Annotated in this window: 19 protein-coding genes; 8 read left to right on the plus strand and 11 right to left on the minus strand. The window is 30.6% G+C overall.

All coding sequences use genetic code 11. The annotated features are described in order from the left end of the window. Positions 1-68 precede the first annotated feature (68 nt). Both H0I29_RS04770 and H0I29_RS04775 read left to right on the plus strand, forming a co-directional pair. Positions 69-2,486, plus strand: coding sequence for a TonB-dependent receptor (locus H0I29_RS04770; protein ID WP_218754598.1), 2,418 nt, complete (start codon positions 69-71; stop codon positions 2,484-2,486). A gap of 11 nt (positions 2,487-2,497) precedes the next feature. Further along, on the plus strand, positions 2,498-3,856 hold the full coding sequence (locus tag H0I29_RS04775) for a hypothetical protein (RefSeq protein WP_218754599.1): 1,359 nt from the start codon (positions 2,498-2,500) through the stop codon (positions 3,854-3,856). Between the two features lie 236 nt (positions 3,857-4,092). On the opposite strand, the gene H0I29_RS04780 is transcribed toward H0I29_RS04775, so the two are convergent. Continuing rightward, positions 4,093-5,160 (minus strand): hypothetical protein, encoded by a 1,068-nt coding sequence (locus H0I29_RS04780; RefSeq protein ID WP_218754600.1) that lies wholly within the window; start codon positions 5,158-5,160, stop codon positions 4,093-4,095. 20 nt (positions 5,161-5,180) lie between these two features. Next, a complete protein-coding gene (gene dprA / locus H0I29_RS04785; protein WP_218755192.1) occupies positions 5,181-6,281 on the minus strand; it encodes a DNA-processing protein DprA in 1,101 nt (366 codons plus the stop codon). A 96-nt stretch (positions 6,282-6,377) separates the two neighbouring features. On the opposite strand from dprA, the gene H0I29_RS04790 reads away from it, so the two are divergent. The 3 genes from H0I29_RS04790 to H0I29_RS04800 all read left to right on the plus strand — a co-directional run bounded on the left by H0I29_RS04790 (position 6,378) and on the right by H0I29_RS04800 (position 8,389). Beyond that, positions 6,378-7,292: an SPOR domain-containing protein gene (locus H0I29_RS04790; RefSeq protein WP_218731726.1), complete on the plus strand. Its 915-nt coding sequence runs from the start codon at positions 6,378-6,380 to the stop codon at positions 7,290-7,292. Between the two features lie 75 nt (positions 7,293-7,367). Continuing rightward, positions 7,368-7,877, plus strand: a complete 510-nt coding sequence (locus H0I29_RS04795) for an acyl-CoA thioesterase (protein WP_068447114.1) — start codon at positions 7,368-7,370, stop codon at positions 7,875-7,877. Between the two features lie 11 nt (positions 7,878-7,888). Then, positions 7,889-8,389 (plus strand): mechanosensitive ion channel domain-containing protein, encoded by a 501-nt coding sequence (locus tag H0I29_RS04800; RefSeq protein WP_165731756.1) that lies wholly within the window; start codon positions 7,889-7,891, stop codon positions 8,387-8,389. 124 nt (positions 8,390-8,513) lie between these two features. Here the strand turns inward: H0I29_RS04800 and H0I29_RS04805 are convergent, their stop codons facing one another. From H0I29_RS04805 to H0I29_RS04825, 5 genes are all read right to left on the minus strand, one after another. After that, positions 8,514-9,074 carry a type 1 glutamine amidotransferase domain-containing protein gene (locus H0I29_RS04805; protein WP_218731727.1) on the minus strand — a complete coding sequence of 187 codons (561 nt, stop codon included), beginning with the start codon at positions 9,072-9,074 and terminating at the stop codon, positions 8,514-8,516. A 119-nt stretch (positions 9,075-9,193) separates the two neighbouring features. Further along, positions 9,194-10,444 carry a murein hydrolase activator EnvC gene (locus tag H0I29_RS04810; protein ID WP_218754601.1) on the minus strand — a complete coding sequence of 417 codons (1,251 nt, stop codon included), beginning with the start codon at positions 10,442-10,444 and terminating at the stop codon, positions 9,194-9,196. Next, a complete protein-coding gene (locus tag H0I29_RS04815; RefSeq protein ID WP_218754602.1) occupies positions 10,444-11,214 on the minus strand; it encodes a DUF4292 domain-containing protein in 771 nt (256 codons plus the stop codon). The genes H0I29_RS04810 and H0I29_RS04815 overlap by 1 nt, the downstream gene beginning before the upstream one ends. A 2-nt stretch (positions 11,215-11,216) precedes the next feature. Next, on the minus strand, positions 11,217-12,197 hold the full coding sequence (locus tag H0I29_RS04820; protein ID WP_218754603.1) for a lipopolysaccharide assembly protein LapB: 981 nt from the start codon (positions 12,195-12,197) through the stop codon (positions 11,217-11,219). Next, positions 12,198-13,214, minus strand: coding sequence for a sugar phosphate nucleotidyltransferase (locus H0I29_RS04825; protein ID WP_218731731.1), 1,017 nt, complete (start codon positions 13,212-13,214; stop codon positions 12,198-12,200). It lies immediately after the preceding gene. 223 nt (positions 13,215-13,437) lie between these two features. On the opposite strand from H0I29_RS04825, the gene H0I29_RS04830 reads away from it, so the two are divergent. Next, positions 13,438-15,309, plus strand: a complete 1,872-nt coding sequence (locus H0I29_RS04830; RefSeq protein WP_218731732.1) for an ABC-F family ATP-binding cassette domain-containing protein — start codon at positions 13,438-13,440, stop codon at positions 15,307-15,309. Positions 15,310-15,483: 174 nt separating this feature from the next. Here H0I29_RS04830 and H0I29_RS04835 read toward each other — a convergent pair whose 3' ends face one another. Both H0I29_RS04835 and H0I29_RS04840 read right to left on the minus strand, forming a co-directional pair. Beyond that, positions 15,484-16,200, minus strand: coding sequence for a 3'-5' exonuclease (locus H0I29_RS04835; protein ID WP_218754604.1), 717 nt, complete (start codon positions 16,198-16,200; stop codon positions 15,484-15,486). Between the two features lie 96 nt (positions 16,201-16,296). After that, positions 16,297-17,223, minus strand: a complete 927-nt coding sequence (locus tag H0I29_RS04840; protein ID WP_218754605.1) for a T9SS type A sorting domain-containing protein — start codon at positions 17,221-17,223, stop codon at positions 16,297-16,299. A 238-nt stretch (positions 17,224-17,461) separates the two neighbouring features. Between H0I29_RS04840 and H0I29_RS04845 the strand changes: the two genes are divergently transcribed. Both H0I29_RS04845 and H0I29_RS04850 read left to right on the plus strand, forming a co-directional pair. Beyond that, complete coding sequence (locus H0I29_RS04845) at positions 17,462-18,160, plus strand: response regulator transcription factor (RefSeq protein ID WP_218731735.1); 699 nt, start codon at positions 17,462-17,464, stop codon at positions 18,158-18,160. A 10-nt stretch (positions 18,161-18,170) separates the two neighbouring features. Next, positions 18,171-19,211 carry a cell wall metabolism sensor histidine kinase WalK gene (locus tag H0I29_RS04850; protein WP_218731736.1) on the plus strand — a complete coding sequence of 347 codons (1,041 nt, stop codon included), beginning with the start codon at positions 18,171-18,173 and terminating at the stop codon, positions 19,209-19,211. On the opposite strand, the gene H0I29_RS04855 is transcribed toward H0I29_RS04850, so the two are convergent. Both H0I29_RS04855 and purD read right to left on the minus strand, forming a co-directional pair. Further along, positions 19,176-20,234 (minus strand): glycosyltransferase, encoded by a 1,059-nt coding sequence (locus H0I29_RS04855; RefSeq protein ID WP_218754606.1) that lies wholly within the window; start codon positions 20,232-20,234, stop codon positions 19,176-19,178. The two genes, H0I29_RS04850 and H0I29_RS04855, sit on opposite strands and share 36 nt — an antisense overlap. Before the next feature lie 141 nt (positions 20,235-20,375). Beyond that, entirely contained in the window at positions 20,376-21,650 is a 1,275-nt protein-coding gene (gene purD / locus H0I29_RS04860) for a phosphoribosylamine--glycine ligase (protein ID WP_218754607.1), read from the minus strand. Positions 21,651-21,754: the final 104 nt, after the last annotated feature.

Raw genomic sequence — 21,754 nt, forward strand, 5'->3', positions numbered from 1 at the left:
TCATCAAATTCGTTAAGTTTATTTAGACTGATTACAAATAGCTTTATATTTGTCGAAAAATAAAACGAATGCCATCTTTTTTTAAAACACTTTTACTGCTACTTATATCATATACCGCTTTTGGTCAAGAAGGAGATTTTTACGGAAAAGTAACAGTTGATAACAATGAACCGGGTATAGATGTTTTTGTAGTTATAAAAGGAGATCACTTTTACAAAGAGACTGTTACAGATTTTAAAGGAGAATTCTATATAAAATCTGTTCCTTACGGAACCCATAAAATTCAATTTCATTCTTTAAACTCAAAGTCTAAAACAATTACCACTCAACTCAATTCTAATAAGAAGGAAGTAAATATTTTATTAGAAAGTATAAAGAATCTGTTAGATGAAGTACGTATAACAACAAAAACAGAAGAAACTAAAAAAGAAACCCAAGGTTTTGCAGTAAATGTTATAAAAACTGAAGAAGCCGGTCTTAGAAACGTTCAAACAAACGATTTATTAAACACTACTGTTGGCGTAAAAATTCGTCAGAATGGTGGTTTAGGATCAGAAGTTAGTTATAGTTTAAATGGATTATCGGGTAATGCTGTACGAATTTTTATTGACGGAATTCCTAGTTCTATGTACGGATCTTCTTACAATCTAAACAGTATCCCGCCTTCCATGATTAAAAATATTGAAGTGTATAAAGGAGTGGTTCCTGGACATTTGACAGATGATGCTTTAGGAGGCGCCATTAACATCGTACTTCGTAATGACACTAAAACAAATTTAAACGCATCTGTTTCATACGGATCATTCAACACCCTGCAAGCTAACGTTAATGGCTTATATCGTTTTGAAGAAACTGGGTTTACTGTAAAATCTTCTATATTTCATAATTATTCTGATAATGACTACGAAGTATCTGGAAGAAGTGTTGTAGATACAGGCTTAGGAGGTGTACAAACTCAAATTACTGCAAAAAGATTTAATGATGCCTATAGATCTACAGGCGGAATGTTTCAAGCTGGTTTTACAGATGTAAAATGGGCAGACCAGTTTTTGGTTGGTTTTAATGCTTCTAAAGACTACAAAGAGGTGCAACACGGGGCTTTTATGACTATCACACCTTATAAAGACCGTTTTTTAGAATCGGATGCTTTGTTGGCAAACATAATTTATCAGAAGAAAAATCTTTTCACCAAAGGGCTAGATGTAAAAATAAACGGATTGTACGGAAAAAGAAACCGCGCTATTAACGATACCGTTGCTTGGGCTTATAGTTGGACTGGAGATAGAGCCATCGACTTTAGAGGTAACGAATACAAATATACTTGGGGATCCCAACAAGAAGGAGGACCAACATTGGCCAAAATTAAAAGAAAAGTAGCCTCTATTAGAACTGGTCTGTCTTATGATTTTAATGATCACCATAAAGTTTTAGTAAACCATGTTTACAGCGGAGTTGACAGAGAAGACAGCGATGTTTTAGTTTCTGTATTAGAAAACACCTTTAAAGGCACAAGAAATATTGACAAAAATATCTATTCTTTAACCTATGAATTTAAAGCTTTTGATAATAGACTAAGAACAAGCATATTCGGAAAACATTATCAACAAAAAACGACCAGTATAGATCCTGAAATCCAAACAGATACAAACGGAAATAAAAGTATCGTTGATGAAATTATAAGCAGTAATAACAAAAAAGACGGATACGGTTTTGCAGCTTCATATGCTATTTCTCCAAAAGTTACATTATTAACTTCTGCGGAAAAAGCTGTTCGTTTACCAGATGAAACTGAAGTTTTTGGTAATGATGGTGATAATGTTGTAGCAAACTCAACTATTAAACCCGAACAAAGTAACAACTATAACTTAGGTTTTAGATTTGGTACATTTAACATAAAAGATCATGATTTCTCTATCTCTACAAATGTATTTACAAGAAACATTAAAGACAGAATTGGTTTACCAATAGAAACATCTTTTAATGTTGATGACGAATTAATTATATACGTAAACCAAGGAACTGCAACCTCTAAAGGGATAGACGCACAATTAAATTACACCTATGATAGAAATTTTGGAGTAAATTTTAATGTCTCTCGTTTCGATTTACAAATTATAGATAACAATATAGAAATAGATGTACCAAACACACCTTTTTTTACCATGAATGGTAGTTTACGCTACTCTTTTAAAGATTTGATACAGAAAAAATCTAGACTAAACCTATTTTACTCGATGTACTTTACAGATGAGTTTTCATACCTAGTTCCTCAAGGTTCTAATACAGTTGGTAATGATTTTTTTGAAGTACCGAAACAATTTTCTCAAGATTTTGGTCTGAGTTATTCTTTTCCAAACAAAAAACTTGTTGCTAGTTTCGATATTAAAAACATATTTGACAAACCTGTATTCGATAATTTATCTGTACAAAAACCAGGTAGAGCTTTTTACATAAAATTAAATTACACAATCAATAAATTTAACTAAATAAAATAAAAATGAAAAGATTTTTTTTAAACCACAAAGCATTAGCCCTTGTATTATCATTAGGCCTATTTACGGCATGTAGCGAAGATGTTAGCGATGACCCAATTGATACCCCAGAACCAGATGCTACTAGATGGATAACAATTGCTGGAGCTAAAATGGGAGACAATCCTGGAGACGGAAATGGCGGAACACTAATTTACAGTGTATCTAGTGAAGATGCAAAAGACCCAACAGTGTCTATAGACCCTTTCGAAAATGGTTTTATTGCACCTTCAAACAGAACTGCTAGATTACAAGCTTCGGAAGACGGAGGTACAATTTTTAATATAAGCTACGCAGGAGATACAGGTGGTAACTACACTAAATATACTGTAGAAGGTGGTCAAAATTTTACACCAACAGGTACAGAAGTAAGTATTGCTCCTTATGTAGGAACTGCTCCAAGATGGATAAAATTATTTGATGGTGACAAAACAGGATCTGCAGTATACGTATCTACAGAACACCAAGTTGATGATAACGGAACACCAGATGATGTAACAGACGATGTTTATACAAATACAGAAGCTACCATAGGTGTAGTAACTTTAGATTTAGAAAACTCTTTAATAAAAGGGTTTGAAGAGCATGTTGTGCCTTTAAGCGCAGAAGAAGAAGCTGCTGGTTATTATTTCTCTAGAATTGATATGCCTACTTTAAACGCAGCTGGAGATAAATTATATATCGGTGGTCGTTTAAGTAAAGTAGACCCAAGTACCGTAGAAAGTGATAGCGATTATGAAATTTTAGGTTCTAAAACCATCGTTTTAGATTACCCTTCATTAGACAATCCAACAGTAATCACTTCTACTGTAGGACACGGAAACACAAACGGATACAGAAGTATTAATGCTTTTGAATATAACGGAAGTGTTTACCAAGCAAACCAAAGTGATCCAGAAGGTTCTCATATTTTAAAAATTGGAGCTAATAATGAATATGACAATTCTTACGACTTTAATTTAGATGATGCTCTAGGTGTAACAGGAGCTTATGTTCTTGCTTGGAGACCTGCAGCAAACGGAAAAGCAGTATTAGCTTACCGTCATGAAGGTTCTGCTGATGGTTTAGCAGGAGCTCAAGGATTTTTTGCTTTGATTGATTTAAATGCTAAAACAGCTGTAAAAATTGAAGATATTCCTTATGATCCAGATTTTTACTTATTTCAATACCAAGGTTTTGCGGTTGATGGAAATGAAATCTATTTAACGCAAGCGCCTGTTGGACAAAACGGTAACATTTATGTTGTAGATACTGAAAGTGGTGCTGTAACTAAAGGTGCTGAGTTAGTAAACGCAACAGGAAGTCACTTTATTGGGGCTTGGTAATCTAAAAATAATGCCAAATAAAAAGGACGTAAATTAATTTTTACGTCCTTTTTTTTATTTTAAAATAGATAATAATTAGACTTCTATTACAAAGTGCCAGCAAACAAGTTTAGCCCTGATTGAACGGTTTGTCTGAGCTCTTTTTTATTGTCCGTTCGAGTGAATTTTGAAGAATGAAAAATTTGTATCGAGAAAGAGCAATAAAAAAAGCGAGTAGTGAAAGCAGGAAACAGCCTCTAAAACAACTCTTTATTACTTATATCTAAATAATTACGCTTTACAAAAGATAAAATAGTGTCTAAAATTTCGCCCATATTAGTACATTCTTTAAACTTTACATCTCCCACATATTTCATTAATTGATTTTTTAATAACGCTACGTTTTTAGGATAAGAAATAGTATCATTTTTCATACAGTTAATAAGAAATTCTGTTCTTCTTGGTGCAGTAATCATCCGTTTTGCCATAAAGGAGCGTTCTTCTATTTTGTATTGTTCAATAGAGCTATTTTGTAATTTTTTACTCACCATTTCCACCATTTTAAAGTTCTCCTTCATAAATTGTAGGTTGTAAACTTTTAAATTCCCTTCAAAAGATTGTTGATCGAAATCTATGGCTCTAATTTTATAAATGATGCTAAAAAAATCGTGTGTTGGCGTAACCACATAATTGTAAGAGCGCATATCCCCTAACAAACGAACCAAACAACGTTCTTTAAACTTTACAAACTCTTTGGCTATTTGCGACTTTTCTGATTCTGTACATTTTGGCAAGAAGTTCTTGATAAAATCATCTCCCGGAATCCCTACAATATGTTCTTCTATTAGTGTGTCTTTATACACCAAAAAATTGATGTTGTGAGGAGATAATATATGCTCCAACTCTAAACCATAGACACGAGAAGCATCTGCTTTTTTTACATAGAAATACGTAAAATTATCATTTAAAATATTTCTTACTTTTATTCTAAACGGTTTAGAATTACCAAACGTACAGTAATCTATAGCATCAACATTTAAAAATGACAAGGTTGCATCACTTCCATCAGAAAGCAACATCATGTATATTTTTTTTAAGCTATTGTCTATCTCTATTCGGTCCCATTCAGAATAATAAGTACGTATCCAAAGTGTGTCTTCATCATTATTATCATACACAGTTACAGAGCCTTGAAAACGCAATAAATCATCATAAAAAATTGGAATTTTTACATTCCTTTTGTATTTTTTTAAGTAATCGCTCAACATATCATTAATAGGAAATGTTGGTTTCTTTTTAGACATTAACTTTCTTTCTACCTTCATAGTTTCAAAAATAGGAATTATTAAGCAAGTTCAAACATCTTTCCTGGTAAAGGTTTGGTAACACCTTTTAATTCTAACTGCAATAATATAGATGATAATTGATAAATTGGAATATTACATTCTAATGATATAACATCTAATAACTGTTGCCCTTTATCATGTAATAAATCATGAATTTTTTGCTCGTTCTCGTTTAATTCTACAAATAGTTGTTTTTGAATTGGTTTCGTTTTTTCTTGAACATCCCAATTCAACATTTTCACAATATCGGAAGCAGAACTCAATAAATGCGCCCTATTATTTTTTATTAAATTATTACATCCTTTACTATAAATATCTGTGGTTCTACCAGGAACCGCAAATACATCTTTGTTATAAGAATTTGCTATATCAGCTGTTACTAAAGAACCTCCTTTTGAGGCAGATTCTATAATAATGGTCGCTTTAGAAATACCCGCTACAATTCGGTTTCTTTTTAAGAAATTTTCTCTTAAAGGAGATTCTTCACTCCAAAATTCCGTTAAAAAACCTCCATTTTCATTTACTTGATTTATATATTTCTTATGTACCTTCGGATAAATTTGCTCGAAACCATGTGCTAAAACAGCAATGGTTTGCAACTTGTGTTCTATAGCTGCTTTATGTGCACAAATATCTACACCGTATGCAAAACCACTTACAATAATGGGATTATAAACGGCTATTTCTTTAATTAATTGATTACAAAAGTCACGACCATAAGAACTAATATTTCTGGTACCAACAATAGAAATAATTCTTTGATTAGAAAAATCGATATTACCATCTTTAAACAATAAAATAGGGCTATCAATACAATGTTGAAGGTTTTTAGGATAATCATCATCTAAAAAATAAAAATGTTCAATATTATTATCTTGAATGTATTTTAATTCTTGTTGGGCTAATTCTATGTTTTTTACATCAAACAGATGTTTTAAAGCATGACTACCAATTCCGTTAATTTTTGAGAGTATCGCTGTCTTTTCTTTAAAGACCTGCTCTACATCACCCACATTTACAATAAGTTTTTTGGCTAAAATATCGCCAATAGCTTTACACTTTTGTAATCTTAAGACCGCTAATAATTTTTCTTCTTTCAATTTGGTAACAATTTGAATACCAATATATAAAATATTTGTTGATAAAATTGTTAAGAAATTGTTTTTCAAAACGCCTTAATTTCTATATTTGTTCTAATGAAATTAGCAACTTACATAAACGATTTACTGTACAGATACGACTGCGTAATTGTACCTGACTTTGGAGGATTTGTAACCAATAAAATTGGTGCAAAAGCCAATAATTTTACACATACTTTTACACCACCTACTAAACAGGTTACTTTTAATAGTTTGTTAAAACACAATGATGGTTTATTAGCTAATTATATTGCTTCTGCAGAAAACATTTCTTTCGAAAAAGCTTCTACTGCTATTTCATTATCTGTTATTAAGTGGCAAAATGAACTACAGTCTAACACTGTACAAATTGATAGTTTAGGTGTTTTGTCTTTAAATGAAGAAAAACAAATTATTTTTGAACCTAATGCCGCTGTTAATTATTTAACAGAATCTTTTGGTTTAGACTCCGTAACATCTTCTGCTATTTCTAGATTTAAAGAACAAGTAAAACCTTTGAATCCTCTTCCTGTAAAAGAAGAGCGCAAAAGAGGAATACCTGCATTTATAAAATATGCTGCAACTGCTGCTATTTTACTAACTCTAGGTTATGCTGGCTATAATGGTTATGAAAATAATCTACAAAAAGAAAACTTAGCGAATCAAGAAAAAGCAATTCAGAAAAAAATACAAGCTGCTACTTTTGTTATTTCTAATCCTTTACCAACTATTAACTTAAATGTTGTTAAAGAAGTAGCGAAACCTTTTCATATTGTTGCCGGCGCTTTTCAATTTGCAGAAAATGCAGAAAAAAGAGTAGAAGAATTAAAAGCAAAAGGATTTGATGCTAAGATAATTGGCGTTAACAAATGGGGACTTACTCAAGTTACTTTTAACAGTTACGCTAGCCGAAATGAAGCTACTAACAACCTTTATAGAATTCAGAAAACAGTATCTAAAGATGCTTGGTTACTTGTTGAAAAGTTAGATTAATTCTACTTTTCTTTAACAATTTTAAACCTCATTTTTTAATAAGCGATTGCTATCTTTGCAAAAAAACATTTTTTGATGGAAGTAAAAACGCCGAAAGAATCTTTAACAATACTTACCGACTTAGTTTTACCTGGGGAAACCAATTATTTAGACAACCTTTTTGGTGGTGAATTACTTGCTAGAATGGATAGAGCTTGTAGCATTGCTGCTAGAAGACACTCCAGAAGAATTGTAGTTACAGCCTCTGTAAACCATGTTGCTTTTAGTAAAGCAATACCTGTTGGTAGTGTAGTTACAATAGAAGCTAAGGTATCTAGAGCGTTTAACTCTTCTATGGAAACCTATGTAGATGTTTGGACAGAAGACAGACAATCTGGATCTAGAACTAAAGTAAACGAAGGTATTTACACGTTTGTTGCCGTAGATGAAACAGGAAAACCTGTTGCTATTCCTCAAATTAGACCAGAAACAGATTTAGAACTAACACGCTTTGAAGGAGCTTTAAGACGTAAAGAGTTAAGTTTAGTTTTAGCAGGAAAACTAAAGCCTGGAGATGCGACTGCCTTAAAAGCAGTATTTAGTTAAATACTATAATTATGGAATTTTACAATTATAAAATCATATCATCAATAGCAATTATAGTTGTTGCTTTTTTAATTCGCTTTGTAATTACCAATTCTTTAAGGAAAATTCAAGTAAAATTTGGGTTTCAAAAAGCTAGAATTATTTTAACAAATAAAATAATTTCAGTGCTTATTTACATTACTATAATTGTATTTGTATCTTTTGTTTGGGGAGTAGACGAGAAACAATTATTAGTTTACGTTTCTTCCTTTTTAACCATTTTAGGTATTGCTTTTTTTGCACAATGGTCTATTCTTTCTAATATTACTGCTGGCTTAATTTTATTTATAAATTATCCTGTAAAAATTGGAGACACCATTACTATTCTAGAAAAAGATAATAATATTACAGGTGAAATTAGAGATATTGGTGCATTTTTTATCACTTTAAGAACATTAGAAAAAGAATTAATAACCATTCCTAATGCAGTTATTCTTCAGAAAAACATTAAGTACTCTCCTCAACCAGAATAGTCATCATTTAACCTTTCCAGTAAAGGTTCTTATTAAGATTAAATAGTTAAAGGTTATCACAAAAAAAGAAGCGCAAATCTAAATTTGCGCTTCTTTCTTTTTTACTAATAGCAATAAGATAAAATTAAGCCATTTGGCCTTTATGTTTACCTTCATATACTTCTTCTACTAACTTAGCATTAAATGCAGGTAAATCATCAGGATTCCTACTAGTAACTAATCCTTTATCTACAACTACTTCTTCATCAACCCAATTTGCTCCAGCATTTATAAGATCTGTTTTAATTGAGCTATATGAAGTTATATTTCTTCCTTTTAAGACGTCTGCTTCCGCCAATAACCAAGGTCCATGGCAAATAGCTCCAACAGGTTTATGATGCTCAAAAAAGGATTTCACAAAATGAACTGCATCTTCATTATTTCGTAATAAGTCTGGGTTTATAACTCCACCAGGCAACATCAATGCATTGTAATTTTCTTGAGATACCTCTTTTAAAGTTTTATCTACTTTATACGTTTCTCCCCAATTACCTTCATTCCAAGATTTTATTTCTCCCGATTCTAAAGACACAATGTGCACCTCTGCACCTGCTTCCTCTAAAGCTTTCTTTGGTTCTCTTAATTCACTTTCTTCAAATCCATTAGTTGCTAATATTGCAACGGTCTTTCTGTTTAAGTTTTCCATTTTAATAAAATTTTAATTAATATAAAAAATTTGTAAATTCTTGTACAAACTTAATTATATACCAGCGTTCTTATGTGTGGTATCAAATTCTATTTTAACGCAAATACTATCTTAAGTAATTATCTTCTTAGAATCCAAGAAGAAGGATTTAAACGTGTTGTATTTTTAAACAATACAAAAACTAATTTTGTTTTTTTAGAAACCTTATCCGTAAAAACCTGACCAATTGCTTGTCCTGTTATTATAACATCTCCTTTTTTAACAGTTACTTTTTCTAAGTTGTTGTATGATGAAATATAATTACCATGTTGTATTAAAACATTTTTTCTTCCTTCTGCACTCACCAAAATATTTAAAACTCTACCATTAAAAATAGATTGCGCTTTTATACCTTGTTTAGTTACAATATGTAAACCGGTACCATTAACGGTAATTCCAGGAAATGAGGGATGCGGCTGTGTACCAAACCTTCTAACCACAATGCCTTCGCTTACAGGCCAAGGTAATTTACCTTTATTTAATTCAAATTTTGCTGCTAAAGCCTTTGCTTCCGGACTTAAAATAAACTCATTTTTCTTAACAACAGTTGGTTTACTATTACTAGGTTTATCCTTTAGTTTCGCTCTTGCAATTCTATTTGCTCGCTCAATTTCTTCACGGATTTTTCTATCAATTTGTACAGTAACTCTTTTCTCTTCTTTAACCTTACTTTGAAGCTCTTTTTTATAACTACTTTCTTTCTTCTTAATAGCAGCTAATAACTTCTCTTGATTCCTTTTATCTTCTTCAATTTCCTTTTTTTGTTCATTTTCAGACGCAATTAACTTATCTTTTAAGGATTTTTGAACCAATAAAGAGTCATTTACAGATTGTACTTCATTTGCATGAATAACAATTTCTTCTCCTTGCTTTTTTCTATAAGCAGTATATTGTTTCATATACTCAAACCTTTTATAAGCTTGGTGAAAGTTTTGTGAAGAAAGTAAAAACATCATTCTACTTTGTTGAGATTTACTTTTGTACGATTTTAAAATAATATCTGCATAGTCTGCTTTTAAATCTGCTAACTTCTTTTTTAATTTTTTTAACTCAGTTTCATTAGCACGAATCTCTTTTGATAATATTCTTGCTTCTGCGTTAATTATAGCAATCAATTTAGCCCTAACACTTATTTTTCTATTTAAATCGTTTAGGTCTTCTAACGCATTATCTACTTTTTTCTTTTCTTTAAAAAGCAACGAGTTTACTTGCTTAATTTCATAATTAAGTTTCTTTCGCTGTTCTTCTAGCTGTTTTCTTGTTTGTCCAAAAACAGAAAAAACACTTAGAAAAAAAATTAAAACGGGTATGTAAAAATTTCTACTTTTCACTATAATTTTATTTGCTTATAACTTCTAGGGATTGAAAAAGAAGTATCTATATCTGTATTAAATTCTACAGATCTTACTGTAAAATCTATATCTGTAAATTTACCAGGTTGCTTGGCTTTAATATTAATTTCTGATGGAAAAATTGCATCATCAACCACGTTATAAGATGGGTAAAAGACATCTAAACGTTGATTTTTTACTGAATTAACAATAGATTGTTTGTCTAATTTAAAATGCGAAGGATTTACTGAAAAGAAGATATCGAATAAGCTTGCCTGAATTTCTGGTGATAAAACATACGAGTTATCTACTATACTTACATTTTGCTTTTGATCTTTAACATTGGTTAAAGACTGCCCTAAAAACAAATTCTGAAGTTGATTAAAATTAATATCTGTACCCAACAACTTTTTTAGCATTGTAAAATCTCCTTCAAAATATTCTCTTTCTAAAGACGAATAGTAACTTACAGAAGTTGGTGTAATCTTTGCTTTAAAAAGGGTAATAAACTTAGTTCCTTTCAGCCAAATCACCTTATCTTTTTCCATTTTTAAACTAACAGAAATACTTTGATTAATCTTACCATTATTAATGTTTGCCTTCAGTTTTGCATCTACCGTTTTTTTATCAAAATTAGCAGCAACATGTTTTCTTGCAACTTTTTTAGCAGACATCTCTTCAGCAATAACATTTGCATCAATCATACTTTTTTTTGCTTTACAGGAAGTAAATACAATTGTAAATACTATAAAATATTTTAAAAATCTCATTCTTAATTTTTTATTTTTTTTGATTTCTCTATAAAGTTTTTTTCCTCTTTAAAATTACCTAAACCTTTATAAGAAACTGCCATTTCTTTATAAAAATCTGCTTCCATAGTATCCTCAATTACAAAATCGATACCATTCTGTAAACTTATTAACGCATTTTTAAACTTTTTCTGATAATTTAAAGCCTTTCCTTTCATTAAATATACAAAAGGCTGCGCAGGAAACAGCAAAATGCCTTCATCAGAATATTTTAAAAGCACTTCAGGATTCTCTTTAGCCGCTACTAAAATTTGATATAAAACAGCATATGATTTATTCGCTTTAAATTGCTCTTCAATAGAGCCTCCGTCAGTTATTTTTTCTTCAACCACCGAATTATTACTCCTTTTAGCTAAGCCTTCTTTCAACCTTTTAAAAGAGGTAGAAAGTCCGTTATTCTGCTCCATTGTATTCATTAAAGAAACCGCTTTGTCTTCTTCTTTATTATTTAAATACAACTTTACCAGTAACTCTTGCTCGCTTAAATTAAGAGTTACCAATTTTTCCTGAACTTCAATTGCATCAGAAAAATTTTTATCTTTTATATGGGTTTTAACAAGATGCTGTAACATCCAAATATTATTGGGCTCATTATTAAGCGCTCTTTTTATGTACTCTTTTGCTAATAATGTTTTATTAAGCAATAAATAATTTTTAGAAAACTCAAAATAAACAGCCGTATTACCTGTTAAAACCTGGTTACTATTTTCTAAATTTTCAATCGCTTTTTGATAATTACCAATTGATTTTTCGGACAAAGCCTTAAAAAAAAATTGCTGAAAGTCTAACTCTTTTTCTTCTGTTAAATCCTTAGCAATTGGTATACTGTCTTGTGAGAAAGAGTTGAAAGAAAAGAGAACAAAGAAGAAAGAAAAAAGAGCATAGGTATAAAAACCTACAATATTCTTTTCTCTAAACTCTTTGTTCTTTCCTATAAATATCATTTATGTCAATTCTGTATAATCACCAATACTTACAGAAGTATATTTACCATTGTATTTTGCATGGTTACCAATCATTGCGTTGTCTAAATCGGCATTAGAAATCGCTACATTAGATTGAATTAGCGAGTTTACAATCGTAGAATTCTCCACTATACTATTTGCTCCAATAGAAACATAAGGTCCTATTTTTGCATTTTTAAGCACCACATTCTCACCAATAAAACAAGGCTGTATAATTTCTGAGTTTTCTAAAACTACATCTTTAGCAACTAAATTATTACCAGCTTCATGTTCAAAACCTAAAACTTGTTTATTGGTATCTACTGTTGGATCTTTTTTACCACAATCCATCCAAGCATCTACCGTTCCAGGAATAAATTTTGCCCCTTGTTGCTTTAAAGATTCTAAAACATTTGTAAGTTGATACTCTCCATTTTCTTTTAAATCGTTGTCGATTAAATATTGAATTTCTTCTAATAATTTATCACCACTTTTAAAATAATAAATTCCAATAATTGCTAAATCTGAAACAAAATCTTTTGGCTTTTCTATAAAATCTGTAATAATACCATCTTGTAATTTTACAACACCAAAAGCACTTGGGTTTGCTACTTTACTTACCCAAATTGCACCATCAGCATTTACATCTAAAGTAAAATCTGCTTTAAATAAAGTATCTGCATAGGCAACAACACAAGGTCCAGTTAAAGATTCTTTTGCCATATAAATTGCATGTGCAGTTCCTAAAGCTTCTTCTTGCACATACACAGATCCTTTTGCACCTAATTCTGCAGCAATTTTTAATAATTGAGCTTCTGTGTCTGTAGGAAATCCTTTTGCTGTTGTACCGATAACAAAGGCAATTTCATCAATTTTTTCATCAATAACAGAAGCAATATCTTCTACTAAACGTTGTACAATTGGTTTTCCTGCAATTACGGTTAAAGGCTTAGGAACTGTTAATGTATGAGGTCTTAAACGAGACCCAATTCCGGCCATTGGCACTATTATTTTCATATCTTTTTTTTATCAATAAATATGGACGCAATATAGCACTAATTAAAATATTCTAAAATTAGATTTTGATGAAATATAATTACCTAAATCTCTTTAATTAACATAAAAACCGTAAAATTTAACATAAATATAGCTTAGAATTTGCTCAAACAAATTAAATGACATCAAAAAACCTACTTAACGCTTGGGTTTTTGTTTCTTTGCAAAAAATAAATTTATTTCTGTGAATTATTTATCTGTTGAAAATATCTCTAAGTCTTACGGAGAACGCGTTTTATTTGAAGACATCTCTTTTGGAATTAGTAAAGACCAAAAAGTGGCTTTTGTTGCTAAAAATGGAAGTGGTAAAACATCCATCCTAAATATTATTGCTGGCTTAGATGTTCCAGATTCTGGCCAAGTAGTTAGCAGAAAAGGAATTACCATTGCTTATTTAGCTCAAAAAGACGATATCGATCCAAAGCTAACCATAGAAGAAACTATTTTTGCAACGGATAATAAAATTCTTTCTATTGTTAATCAATATGAAAAAGCGTTATTAAACTTAGATGATACCGATGCGTATCAAGCTGCTTTTGAGCAAATGGAACATTACAATGCTTGGGATTTTGAAACGCAATACAGACAAATTTTATCGAAATTAAAATTAGACGATTTAACTTTAAAAGTAGGTGCACTTTCTGGAGGACAAAGAAAACGACTATCTTTAGCTATTGTTTTAATTAATAAACCCGATTTATTAATTCTAGATGAGCCTACAAATCATTTAGATTTAGAAATGATTGAATGGCTAGAAGCTTTCTTTGCCAAAGAAAAAATTACCTTATTTATGGTTACGCACGACCGTTATTTCTTAGAACGTGTTTGTAACGAAATCTTAGAGTTAGATGAAGGTAAAATATATAAATACAAAGGGAATTACTCTTACTATTTACAAAATAAAGAAGAACGCTTAGCACTAGAAGCTACCAATTTAGGAAAAGCTAAAAGTTTATTTAAAAAAGAATTAGAATGGATGCGAAAGCAACCAAAAGCAAGAACTACAAAATCTAAATCTAGAACGGATGACTTTTATCAAATTAAAGAAAAAGCACATCAGCGTAGAAAAGATCATCAAGTTCAATTAGAAATTAACATGGAACGTTTAGGAAGTAAAATTCTTGAACTTCATAAAGTTTCTAAGTCTTTTGGAGAAAAAAAGATTCTAGACAATTTCGAATATATTTTTAAACGTGGAGAACGTGTAGGAATTATTGGTAAAAACGGAACAGGAAAATCTTCTTTTTTAAATATTATTACAGAAACTGCTCCCGTGGATTCAGGTAAAGTTATTTTGGGTGAAACTGTAAAATATGGTTATTATACGCAAGCAGGAATTGAAATAAAAGAAGGACAAAAAGTAATTGAGGTTGTTAAAGAATTCGGTGAATTTATCCCTTTATCTAAAGGAAGAAAAATTTCTGCATCACAATTATTAGAACGTTTTTTGTTTGATAAAAAGAAACAATATGATTTTGTTGAAAAACTATCTGGAGGAGAGCAAAAACGTTTGTACTTATGTGCTGTTTTAATTCAGAATCCGAATTTCTTAATTTTAGATGAGCCTACAAACGATTTAGATGTTGTAACATTAAATGTATTAGAAAGTTTCTTATTAGACTTTCCTGGAAACCTCTTAGTGGTTTCTCACGACCGTTATTTTATGGATAAAATTGTAGATGCATTATTTGTTTTTAGAGGCGAAGGTGTTGTTGAAAATTTCCCAGGAAATTACTCAGATTTTAGAGCATATGATGATGGTTCTGCATTAACAGAAGCTACTGCAAAACCTATAGAAGCAAAAGAAGAGAAAAAGACTGAAAAAAAATCAAATAAAAACACCTTAACTTTTGATGAAAAAAGAGAGTTTGGTGCTTTGGAAGGAGATATTGAAAGACTTCAAAGAAGAAAAGCAACTATAGAAAAAGAGTTCTTAAATGTTGAAATTGCTGCTGACGATATTGCTAAAAAATCTGAAGAACTACAAGAAACAATCACAAATTTAGAACAAAAAGAAGAGCGCTGGTTAGAGCTTTCTATGAAATTAGAAGACTAAAAGTTCTTGTACAGAGATTCGCTGAGTTTAAAAAAAAAATAGTTTTGAAAAGTTATTTTATTAGAGTTTCACCAATAAAAACTTAAAAACTCCCATAGAAAATAAACAAATTTTCTATGGGAATTTCATTTTTGGCCCTCAGAGTTTCCCTGTGGATATGTATATGTAAAATAACTAAACACTTACAATATCTTCTGCTCTTAACAATTCTTGGTTATTAAAGCGTAATAAAATTTGGGCAACTGCAACGGTGTCTTTTTCACAATACGTTACAATTCTTTGTATATCTTTTTCTTGGTAATACACTTTTGCCACTTCACTCCCATCAATATCATCTTTTGGAGATGGTATTCCTAAAATAGACGTTAATAATTTTAAAGAAGTATAATGTTTATAGTCTCCAAACTTCCATAGTTCTAAAGTATCTAAATGCGGAACTTCCCATGGTTTTTTCCCGAACAAGTTTAATTTACTTGGCAATTCTATTTGATGTACAATCATTCTTCTAGCGATAAAAGGGAAATCAAACTCCTTACCATTATGAGCACATAAAACATTCGTTTTCTTATTAAAATGTAGATTTAACAATGCTTTAAACTCCGTTAAAAGTTGATGTTCATCATCACCATAAAAAGATGTTAAGCGCAATTGTTTTTTCTTTTCAACATCAGCCAAGTAACCTACAGAAATACAAACAATTTTACCAAATTCTGCCCAAATACCAGCTCTTTCGTAAAATATTTCTGCAGAAACTTCTACCTTACGTTGATATTGGGTTTTCTTATTGTAAAGTTCTTGTGTTTCTTCAGCTAGTTGTCCCCAATTTTCATATTCAGGAACCGTTTCAATATCCAAAAAAAGGACATCGTTTAAGTTGATAGGTAAATTCATAGCAATACGTTTTTCTTTTTCATTACTAAAGATAGTGAAAATAAAAAAGCTCCGAAATAAATTCGAAGCTTAATAAAATAAAAACGCGTTTAGAAGTTATCTAATCACTAATTTTTTTGTGGCAGTTTTACCAGCTTCTGTAACTTTTAAAATGTAGACTCCAGAATTAATTGCAGAAACATCTAAATTTTTCTTTAAACCAGAAAAAGAAGTTGAAAATACTCTTTTACCAATTACGCTAAAAAGAGATACTTCTTTAGTATCTGAGCTATTACTAGAAATTGTGAAACTTTTATCTGTAATAGGGTTTGGATACGTTGTAAAACCTTCTATTGAATTTTTAGATAAAGAAGCAGTAGCTTCTTCAAAAACCAACACATCTTCAAAGGTTTGACCGATCATTAGATCATCAACACGAACAGTTTCGTTTTCTGATGAGTCAGATTGTCTAAAATCAAAACTATCAAGAGTATTTGAGCCAATTTCTGAGCCAGAAATAGAAGTATCTGTAGATACCGTTGGGTTTATCCAAAGTTGTGCAATTCCTTTTTCCTGATCAAACTTTACGATAGCTCTATATTTTTGGTCAAATATTAAATCCGTAGCCCAAATAGCCTCTGCTGTACTTGATGTTGAAGCAATTCCTACTGAATAATCACCTCCATTAGTAGCAGGTACAATATCAATTCTAGCTTTAAAATCAATATGGGCAAAGTATTCATTATCAGAACCACTGTAAACATCGCCTAAATCATCTACAGAAAAATCGAAACCTACGTAAATATCCCCAGAAACTGCAGTAAATGCAATATTAGCATCTTCGCTAGGAGTACCATGCTCCACAACAGCTTGTCCAGAAGAAACTAATAAATCTCCTTCTGTACCACTAACGTTTTCCCAACTTGCAGTAGAAGTTAAACTTCCATTAGAATAAGAAAAACTTTCAGATAAAATGACTTGACCAAAAGAAACTCCTGTCAGGTAAAATGTAAATAATAAAGTAAAAATGTAATTTTTTTTCATGTGTTAATTATTTTAGATTTATATCCATAAAAATATGAATAATTAAGATAAAACAACCATAAACTTAATTAAGTTATCGTTAATTCAATAAAAAAGACGAAATATTGAATTTTTATTAATAATAAAATCAACGTTATATTAACGTTAATAGATTGCATTGAGATTAAATGATTGTTAAGGAGCGGCCTTAATATTATTATTATTACTATTTTTGGTGTTGCATAGTTTAAATCTATTTATGAACAAAAGTGAGATTAAAATTTTATTGGTTGATGATGAGCCAGATATTATAGAAATTGTTGGCTATAATTTAAAAAATGAAGGCTATCAGATATTTACTGCAACAAATGGAATAGAAGCTGTTAAAGCTGCTAAAAAGAATATTCCACATCTAATTTTATTAGATATTATGATGCCAGAAATGGACGGAATAGAAGCTTGCGAAAAAATTAGAAAAGTAAAATCATTAGAAAACGTTGTTATTGCATTTTTAACAGCAAGAGGCGAAGACTACTCTCAATTAGCTGGTTTTGAAGCCGGTGCAGATGATTATATTACAAAACCTATTAAACCTAAAGTTTTAATAAGTAAAGTAAAATCTCTATTACGAAGACTAAAAACCAAAAAAGATAGCGAAGAAACTTTTAAAATAGGAGACATTGTTATTGATAGAGATGAATATGTAGTTTATAAAGCTGGTAAAAGAATATCTCTTCCTAGAAAAGAATTCGAATTATTTTCTTTGTTAACCTCTAAACCCGGTAAAGTTTTTAAAAGAGAAGTTATTTTAGATACTGTTTGGGGAAACGAAGTTGTTGTAGGCGGTAGAACTATTGACGTACACATTAGAAAACTACGTGAAAAAATTGGTGATGACCACTTTAAAACCGTAAAAGGAGTTGGCTATAAGTTTGTTTTAGAAGGCGCAGAGCATTAAAATTGCCCTCATGAAAATTAAAAAAACATATTCTTACGCACTTTGGTCTGCCTTATATTTAACACTGCTTACAGTTGTAATCGCAGCATTATCCTATTGTTTTTTTTCTAAGCATATTGGTATTGGTTCGGTCCTTTTTTCTATTGCAGTTCTTTATGTAATTTCCTTTTTTATCATTCAGTATAGAACGGAGCACTTTATATACAGACGCCTTAAAAAAATATACGAAGATGTTTCTATCTTAGACGTAAACGATTTACGAAGAGATTCCGTAACTACAGATATTGATAAACTTTCTAAAAGAATGCAAAGATTCGTAGAAGGTAAAAGACTAGAAATAAAAAGTTTAACTGAGAGGGATTCTTTTAGAAGGGATTTTTTAGGAAACGTTGCTCACGAACTTAAAACACCTTTATTTACAGTACAAGGCTATATTTTAACCTTAATTGAAGGAGCCGTAAACGACAAAGAAATTAGAACAAAATATCTTGAGAGAGCTAATAAAGGAGTAGAAAGGTTGGTTGCCGTTATTAAAGATTTAGATATGATTGCTAAATTAGAGAATGACGGTATGAAATTAAATAAGGATGTCTTTAACATTTTAGAATTGGTGCAAAATGTTTTTGATATGTTTGAAATGAGAGCAAAAAAAAGAAACATTACCTTAAAATTTGACAGAATTCATGAATTTCCTGTATTTGTAAAAGGAGATGCAGAAAAAATTGAACAAGTTTTAATCAACTTAATTGTAAACTCTATTAAATACGGTAAACCAAACGGAACTACTATAGTTGCTATAGAAAGTTATAATGAAGCTAAGTTTATTGTTAAAACAATAGATAATGGAGAAGGAATTAAACCACAACATCTTTCTAGACTTTTTGAAAGGTTCTACCGAGTAGACCAAAGTAGATCTAGAGAACAAGGCGGTTCTGGTTTAGGTTTGTCTATTGTAAAACACATTATAGAAGCACACAACGAAACCATTTTATTAAAAAGTACTTATGGTGAAGGATCAGAGTTTTCTTTTACGCTCGAAAAGCCTAAATAAACCTGAGTCTAAGATTGTTTCAGTAGTTTTTAAACCTTTATAATTTTCTATTTTAGAAATATCTTCTTTTACAAAATCTTTCATATTTGAAAAAGGAGCTAACTTTTTTCTTTCTAAAAATGAAGCTAAATACTCTTGTTCTGGTTGATTTTCTGTAGGAATAAAAAACACTTTTTTATCTAAAACAGCCAAATCCATTATAGAGGAATAACCAGATCTGCAAATAACAATTTTACTCGAATTGATTAATTTTTGAAGTTCTTCTGATAATAAATAATTGTAAAACGTACTATTTTTTAAAGTCCATTTTTTTTGAGTTGCTTCTACTTTACCCAAAACAAAAACAATATTTCTAGAGTCATTTTTAAAGGCTGATATCAATTTATTTTCTAAAAGGGTTTTATTGGGTTCTGGACCAGAAAAAATGATTAAAATATCAATATTTTGAGCTGATGCTTGCTTTTTAAAACGACTTAATACTCCAATAAATTTTAAGTTGATATTATTTTTGGTTGATGATAATTTTCCTGAAAACTGAGAGCCGTTATTATCAGGAATCCAACACTCATTAAACTTTTTGATTATTTTTTGATGAAAATAGGAAGTAAAAAAAGTAGTGCTGCCAGATAAAACATTTATTTGATGGGTAATATAAACAGAAGGAACTAATGAACTTCTTACTCCAAATCTGTTATCTGATATTACACCAACAACGTCTGTGTTTTTAAGTATAAAATCATTGATAATTTTATGCTCTTCTCTAACTGCTTTTAAAACCTGAGGTATTTGCAAAAGTAATCCCAACTTTAAATTTCTATGGTAAGAAATGTTATAAGCTGGGATTTCTATATATTCTAAACTAGGAAATTCTTTTCTTAAAAAGGTTAAAGCATTTCCGTCTGATGCAATTATTGGTGTAAAATTGTTTTCTAACAACGCATTTATAATTGGCACACAACGGGTTGCATGACCTAAGCCCCAATTTAAAGGAGCCACAATTATTTTATTTTGGGTAGCTTTCATTTTTTAATAATCACTAAAAAACTCGGATAAAACAGTTGATTTTAAACAAGTGCGTTAAGGATTGAAATGGCATCCTTTTTTTCTTTTTCTGAAAAAAAGATACAATGGAAAGCCTGTTAAAACGCCCAAATAAAAATAGCGCTATACTAAATCGAAACCAATGTCTTTTCTGTAATTCATTTTATCGAAATGAATCTTATCGATACTTTTATAACTCTTTTCTAAAGCCTCTTCAATGGTGTCACCAAATGAGGTTACCGCGATAACTCTACCTCCACTTGTAACAACTTTGCCTTCTTTAATGGTAGTTCCTGCATGAAAAACGAAAGAATCTTCTACAGTATCGTAACCTGTAATTTCTTTGTTTTTTTCATAAGCTTCTGGATATCCGCCAGAAACCAACATAACTGTAGTTGCCGTTTTATCAGTTACAGAAAACGATTTCTCACTTAAGTTCTGATTTGCCACTCCTTCGAACAATTCAAATAAATCTGACTCAATTCTAGGCAAAACAACTTCTGTTTCCGGATCTCCCATTCTAACGTTATACTCAACCACAGACGGGTTTCCGTTATCATTCATCAAACCAATAAAGATAAAACCTCTATAATCGATTCCGTCTTTCTGTAAACCAGCAATGGTAGGTTTTACAACCAACTCTTCTACTTTATCTAAAAATGCTTTATCTGCAAACGGTACGGGAGAAATTGCGCCCATTCCACCAGTATTTAAACCAGCATCTCCTTCGCCAATTCTTTTATAATCTTTAGCTGAAGGTAAAATTTTATAACTTTTTCCGTCTGTTAACACAAAGACAGATAATTCTATTCCTTTTAAAAACTCTTCGATAACTACGGTTGTAGATGCATCTCCAAATTTCCCATTAGAAACCATTTCTTCTAATTCGGTTTTTGCTTCTTCTAAAGAGTTTAAAATTAACACTCCTTTTCCTGCAGCTAAACCATCTGCTTTTAAAACATAAGGCGGCTCTAAAGTTTCTAGAAAAGCAAAACCTTCTTGTAAATTATCTTTAGTAAAAGACTCGTAACGTGCTGTAGGAACACCATGTTTTTGCATGAATTGTTTAGAAAAATCTTTAGATCCTTCTAATAAAGCACCGTCTTTTTTAGGCCCGATTACTGGAATATTTTTTAACTCTTCGTCTGCCAAAAAGAAATCGTGCACACCAGCTACCAAAGGTACTTCTGGACCAACAACAACCATTTTAATGTTGTTTTCTAATGTAACCTTTTTAACCGCTTCAAAATCAGTAACACTAATATTAATGTTGGTTGCTATTTTATCTGTTCCTGCATTTCCTGGAGCTACAAAAAGTTTATTAATTTTTTTACTTTCTAATAATTTTATAGCAAAAGCGTGTTCTCTACCTCCAGAACCTAAAATAAGTACATTCATTGTTTGTTGTGTTGTTGTTATTGCAAATATATTTTAAATTCTTTGGATTTCCACTTTCGTGGGAAAGACATTTTAGAAATATGAATTTTAATAATTGTTTAATT

Source organism: Polaribacter sp. R2A056_3_33 (genome assembly GCF_019278485.1).
GTDB lineage: Bacteria > Bacteroidota > Bacteroidia > Flavobacteriales > Flavobacteriaceae > Polaribacter.

Bases quoted from the DNA above. Each gene is read 5' to 3' on its own strand.
- H0I29_RS04770 (WP_218754598.1), top strand. From the start codon at position 69: ATGCCATCTTTTTTTAAAACACTTTTACTGCTACTTATATCATATACC.
- H0I29_RS04775 (WP_218754599.1), top strand. From the start codon at position 2,498: ATGAAAAGATTTTTTTTAAACCACAAAGCATTAGCCCTTGTATTATCA.
- H0I29_RS04780 (WP_218754600.1), bottom strand. From the start codon at position 5,160: ATGAAGGTAGAAAGAAAGTTAATGTCTAAAAAGAAACCAACATTTCCT.
- H0I29_RS04790 (WP_218731726.1), top strand. From the start codon at position 6,378: ATGAAATTAGCAACTTACATAAACGATTTACTGTACAGATACGACTGC.
- H0I29_RS04795 (WP_068447114.1), top strand. From the start codon at position 7,368: ATGGAAGTAAAAACGCCGAAAGAATCTTTAACAATACTTACCGACTTA.
- H0I29_RS04800 (WP_165731756.1), top strand. From the start codon at position 7,889: ATGGAATTTTACAATTATAAAATCATATCATCAATAGCAATTATAGTT.
- H0I29_RS04805 (WP_218731727.1), bottom strand. From the start codon at position 9,074: ATGGAAAACTTAAACAGAAAGACCGTTGCAATATTAGCAACTAATGGA.
- H0I29_RS04815 (WP_218754602.1), bottom strand. From the start codon at position 11,214: ATGAGATTTTTAAAATATTTTATAGTATTTACAATTGTATTTACTTCC.
- H0I29_RS04820 (WP_218754603.1), bottom strand. From the start codon at position 12,197: ATGATATTTATAGGAAAGAACAAAGAGTTTAGAGAAAAGAATATTGTA.
- H0I29_RS04825 (WP_218731731.1), bottom strand. From the start codon at position 13,214: ATGAAAATAATAGTGCCAATGGCCGGAATTGGGTCTCGTTTAAGACCT.
- H0I29_RS04835 (WP_218754604.1), bottom strand. From the start codon at position 16,200: ATGAATTTACCTATCAACTTAAACGATGTCCTTTTTTTGGATATTGAA.
- H0I29_RS04840 (WP_218754605.1), bottom strand. From the start codon at position 17,223: ATGAAAAAAAATTACATTTTTACTTTATTATTTACATTTTACCTGACA.
- H0I29_RS04845 (WP_218731735.1), top strand. From the start codon at position 17,462: ATGAACAAAAGTGAGATTAAAATTTTATTGGTTGATGATGAGCCAGAT.
- H0I29_RS04850 (WP_218731736.1), top strand. From the start codon at position 18,171: ATGAAAATTAAAAAAACATATTCTTACGCACTTTGGTCTGCCTTATAT.
- H0I29_RS04855 (WP_218754606.1), bottom strand. From the start codon at position 20,234: ATGAAAGCTACCCAAAATAAAATAATTGTGGCTCCTTTAAATTGGGGC.
- purD (WP_218754607.1), bottom strand. From the start codon at position 21,650: ATGAATGTACTTATTTTAGGTTCTGGAGGTAGAGAACACGCTTTTGCT.